The organism is Nostoc sp. FACHB-888, assembly GCF_014696655.1.
Taxonomy (GTDB): Bacteria; Cyanobacteriota; Cyanobacteriia; order Cyanobacteriales; family Nostocaceae; genus Nostoc.
Genome location: NZ_JACJQM010000331.1, coordinates 1 through 3,197 on the forward strand (window position 1 = coordinate 1; position 3,197 = coordinate 3,197).

Sequence of the window (3,197 nt, forward strand, 5' to 3'; positions counted from 1 at the left end):
TCATTTAATCCTGTCTTTATTACTACTGGATATTGAACGGCTTCGACCCTTAGCACTTAGTCATGGAATTGACATTACTATTTCCAGGTGCAAGATATGAGTTGACCAAACACGGGGGATATCGCCGGGTCAGAGATTTGCTGTCTGCTAAGAAAGTAGTTGATACCCTGCCAGAGGAACTCAGGGAAAAGATTACTAAACCATCCCAGACACGATCCCTACTCCGACTGGTCAAAACTCCTGACAAGTTAAACGAAGCTGTTGCGATCGCAGCAAAAGAAAAACCGTTCCCCACTGCCGCAGACTTCGCCAAAGCAGTGCAGCAAGTCGCACCAACAACTAAACACACCACAAAAAGCGAAAGCCCTAAAGCGCAATCGTGTAATTCTGTCACTGTTTCTTCCCTTGCACATCCCAGATATGGGGATTCGGGAGTGATTGAGGCAGACGCGCCTAATAACTATCAGCAGATTATCACCTTTAGCGACGGTGAGAGGCTGCTGGTAAATAATAGTGATTTGGCTGCTGATTTAAATGACGCAATTGTGTCCGAATCGAGTGGGCGGACTTACCCAAAAGAGTACACCGAAGCGATCGCCCAAATCAAAGAGCAACACAAGCTGGAGTTAGAGCGACTTTCCCAGGAATTAAGAATTGGTTTGCAAGCAGAAGTATCGGACAGAGCAGAAGAACAAGCTAAAGAACAAATCCAATCTCTGCAAAACCTGTACAAGCAGCAGAAAGAGCAAAACATCCAGTTACAGCAACGGTTGGATGAGATGGAAGGGTTAAGAAAACTGGAAATTGAGAATCAACAACTCCACCAACGGATTCAGGAACTAGAACACGCCGTACAACAGCATCCGGTTCAACAGTGGGGAAATACCATGACTCAGCAAGCGACCAAAGTTTTGAACAAGCAAGTTAAACAGGCGCTAGAGAAAACTATTGATCTGCGATCGCTAGCGCAGGAACCACCCAAGGAAAATGCCCAAGAATGCTTACGGTTGATGGGCATGGCTTTGAAAAACTTAGCCAGTGCTATGAATAATACCCAGGCACTCGAAGCAGCAGCGCTAATTCTGGGAAGTGAACCGACACCAACTGCGATCGCCTATCGAGTCGAGCAATTACAGATGATACCCCAAGCTGTTAGTGACATTAGGACAGTGCTAGCTAAACCTGGGTGTACTTGGCAGGACTATTGGGCAGTGGCGCAAGAGTATGAGGTGATTAAACAGGACTACTGGGCGGAATTGACCAATGAGGAAACAGAGTTAATTACCGCACTCCAAAAAGCATTCTCTCAACCGGACATCATTGGCGTTGGTTCTATTGTTGCCCACGCTGACCCATATCGCACTTTATATGTAGCCAGAGGAGAAGTGATTCAGGATTTAGGAGATGAGGTAATCGTTGCATGGGATCACTGGCAGAAGGAATCCAAGAAAACTGATAGGTATTTCCGAGATGAGTTGCGGTTTTGGCAAGGCGAAAACCAGTAAATAAAAACTCGCTTTGAGAATAGCTAAAAAACTTAAACGCGGCATTGTAACCATACCGCTCATATTGTCATGCAAGTTTTGGGGGAATTATGACTACAGCATTAAAAGCAATCAACGGTGGTAGCAAACAGCGTAATGAGCGCAAACAAACGGATGCAGATAAATCGATTAGACCACATTGCAAAGTATCGATTGAGGATATCAACTGGGTTCGTCAGCAACCTCCATCTGTGCAGCAGCTTTGGTTAGATAGCATTGCGGCTGAACAATTCGGGGGTTCCGCCCACAAACTCGACACTAACCTCACCTACAAATCTTTGCAAAAAGCAGGTGCGGCGTTGACGGCTCAAGGACTGTTTCAATTTGAGGAGTTGTTTGGGCGGTTGCCCTCCGGTAGACCTGGGTTGATTGGGTATCGTGTTCGTAATCTTCACGGTTATTACAATCGCTTTTACTGGGAGTCGTCCACGTCTGAAGAAACCGATTCTTGTGACGAGAAAGCCGTCCACGCCGGGGAGAAAATAAACTAGCCCGGACGGAATCAAAATCACCCTGGTGTGGAACAAATTCCGTCTGATTTGGAATCGTTCCAAAAGAATGATCAAAAAAGTGAGGAATTGCAAGGCTTCCAAAATCCTAACAACGTTTTTAACAACCCGTTAACTACCTACCAACAACCAACTAAGGTTGTTGGTATGGTAGTTGGTTCTGACGCGCTAACTGAAAATCCGCATGTTGAGGAAACGGCTCATGCGCCCTTGAGGGGCGCGTCGCCTTCACATATAGAAAGCGCGTCAGAACTTGAAGAATTGCCTGTGGCAATGGACTGCACGATGCTAGCGCTTGTGGATGCTGTACAGGTTGAATCTGCTTTGTTGGAGAGAGAAAAGCAGGATTATAATACTGAAGTGAGAGACTGTCATGAAGGCACTTTTTCCGCCGCGCCTGTTGCCGAAAATAAATTTTCTTCAAGTTTAGCGATCGCACATCAAAAAATAGAACTGAGTCGTCCCTCTGCTTCTTTATTGGCTGAAAACTTGGTTTCTGGTGATGAGGATAAAGTAGATCATGAAGGCACTTATTCCGCCGCGCCCGTCGCTAAAAATGAATTTTCTTCAAGTTTGGCGATCGCTAATCAAACACCAGGGCAAGTAGAACAGGGTCAATCTGCTTTCTTGCCGGGAGAAAACCAAGTTTCAGGTGTAGAAGTCAAAACAGTTGATGAGGGTGAAAGTTCCGCCGCGCCTGTCCCCAGTACTGAAAAATGGTCGCATGAGGCAATAGTTGCAAGGGCAAATGCGCGACCTGAGCGGATGCAGAAACTCAAAGTAGCGGCGAATTCAGGGCAGAATCCGGGGTTGGAATACTTGCAAGAGTGTTGGGATGATCCGGCTTTGCAAATTGTGATCAAGAAACTGCTGGCGAAGTATCCGCAGTGGGGTATCGCTTGTGTAGATGGGGTGCTGGTGAAGTGGGATGAGTAACAAATGCGCCCGTCACTTTTACAGGGAAGTTATATTTACTAAATACCATTTTCCTGATGAGTTCACACTGATATCCCAATACTCAGAAAATAAGCGAGGAAAAGGCTCACCACTAAGCACATACCCTTCAGAAGAAATGGCAAAGTTGGTCATTTTACCATTAACTTGAACCCGAAAAATATGCTGATTATCTTCCTGTTTATAACTA

4 protein-coding genes are annotated in these 3,197 nt (G+C 45.7%); 3 read left to right on the top strand and 1 reads right to left on the bottom strand.

Annotated features, from left to right (window positions below):
- The first annotated feature begins 62 nt into the window (after positions 1-62).
- From H6G26_RS40215 to H6G26_RS40220, 3 genes are all read left to right on the top strand, one after another.
- Positions 63-1,505 carry a hypothetical protein gene (locus H6G26_RS40215; protein WP_242054370.1) on the top strand — a complete coding sequence of 481 codons (1,443 nt, stop codon included), beginning with the start codon at positions 63-65 and terminating at the stop codon, positions 1,503-1,505.
- A gap of 89 nt (positions 1,506-1,594) precedes the next feature.
- Positions 1,595-2,035, top strand: a complete 441-nt coding sequence (locus tag H6G26_RS43595) for a hypothetical protein (RefSeq protein WP_242054372.1) — start codon at positions 1,595-1,597, stop codon at positions 2,033-2,035.
- Between the two features lie 27 nt (positions 2,036-2,062).
- Entirely contained in the window at positions 2,063-2,989 is a 927-nt protein-coding gene (locus H6G26_RS40220) for a hypothetical protein (protein WP_242054374.1), read from the top strand.
- A gap of 18 nt (positions 2,990-3,007) precedes the next feature.
- Here the strand turns inward: H6G26_RS40220 and H6G26_RS42235 are convergent.
- On the bottom strand, positions 3,008-3,197 hold a 190-nt coding region (locus H6G26_RS42235; RefSeq protein WP_206757595.1), incomplete at its 5' end, for a hypothetical protein.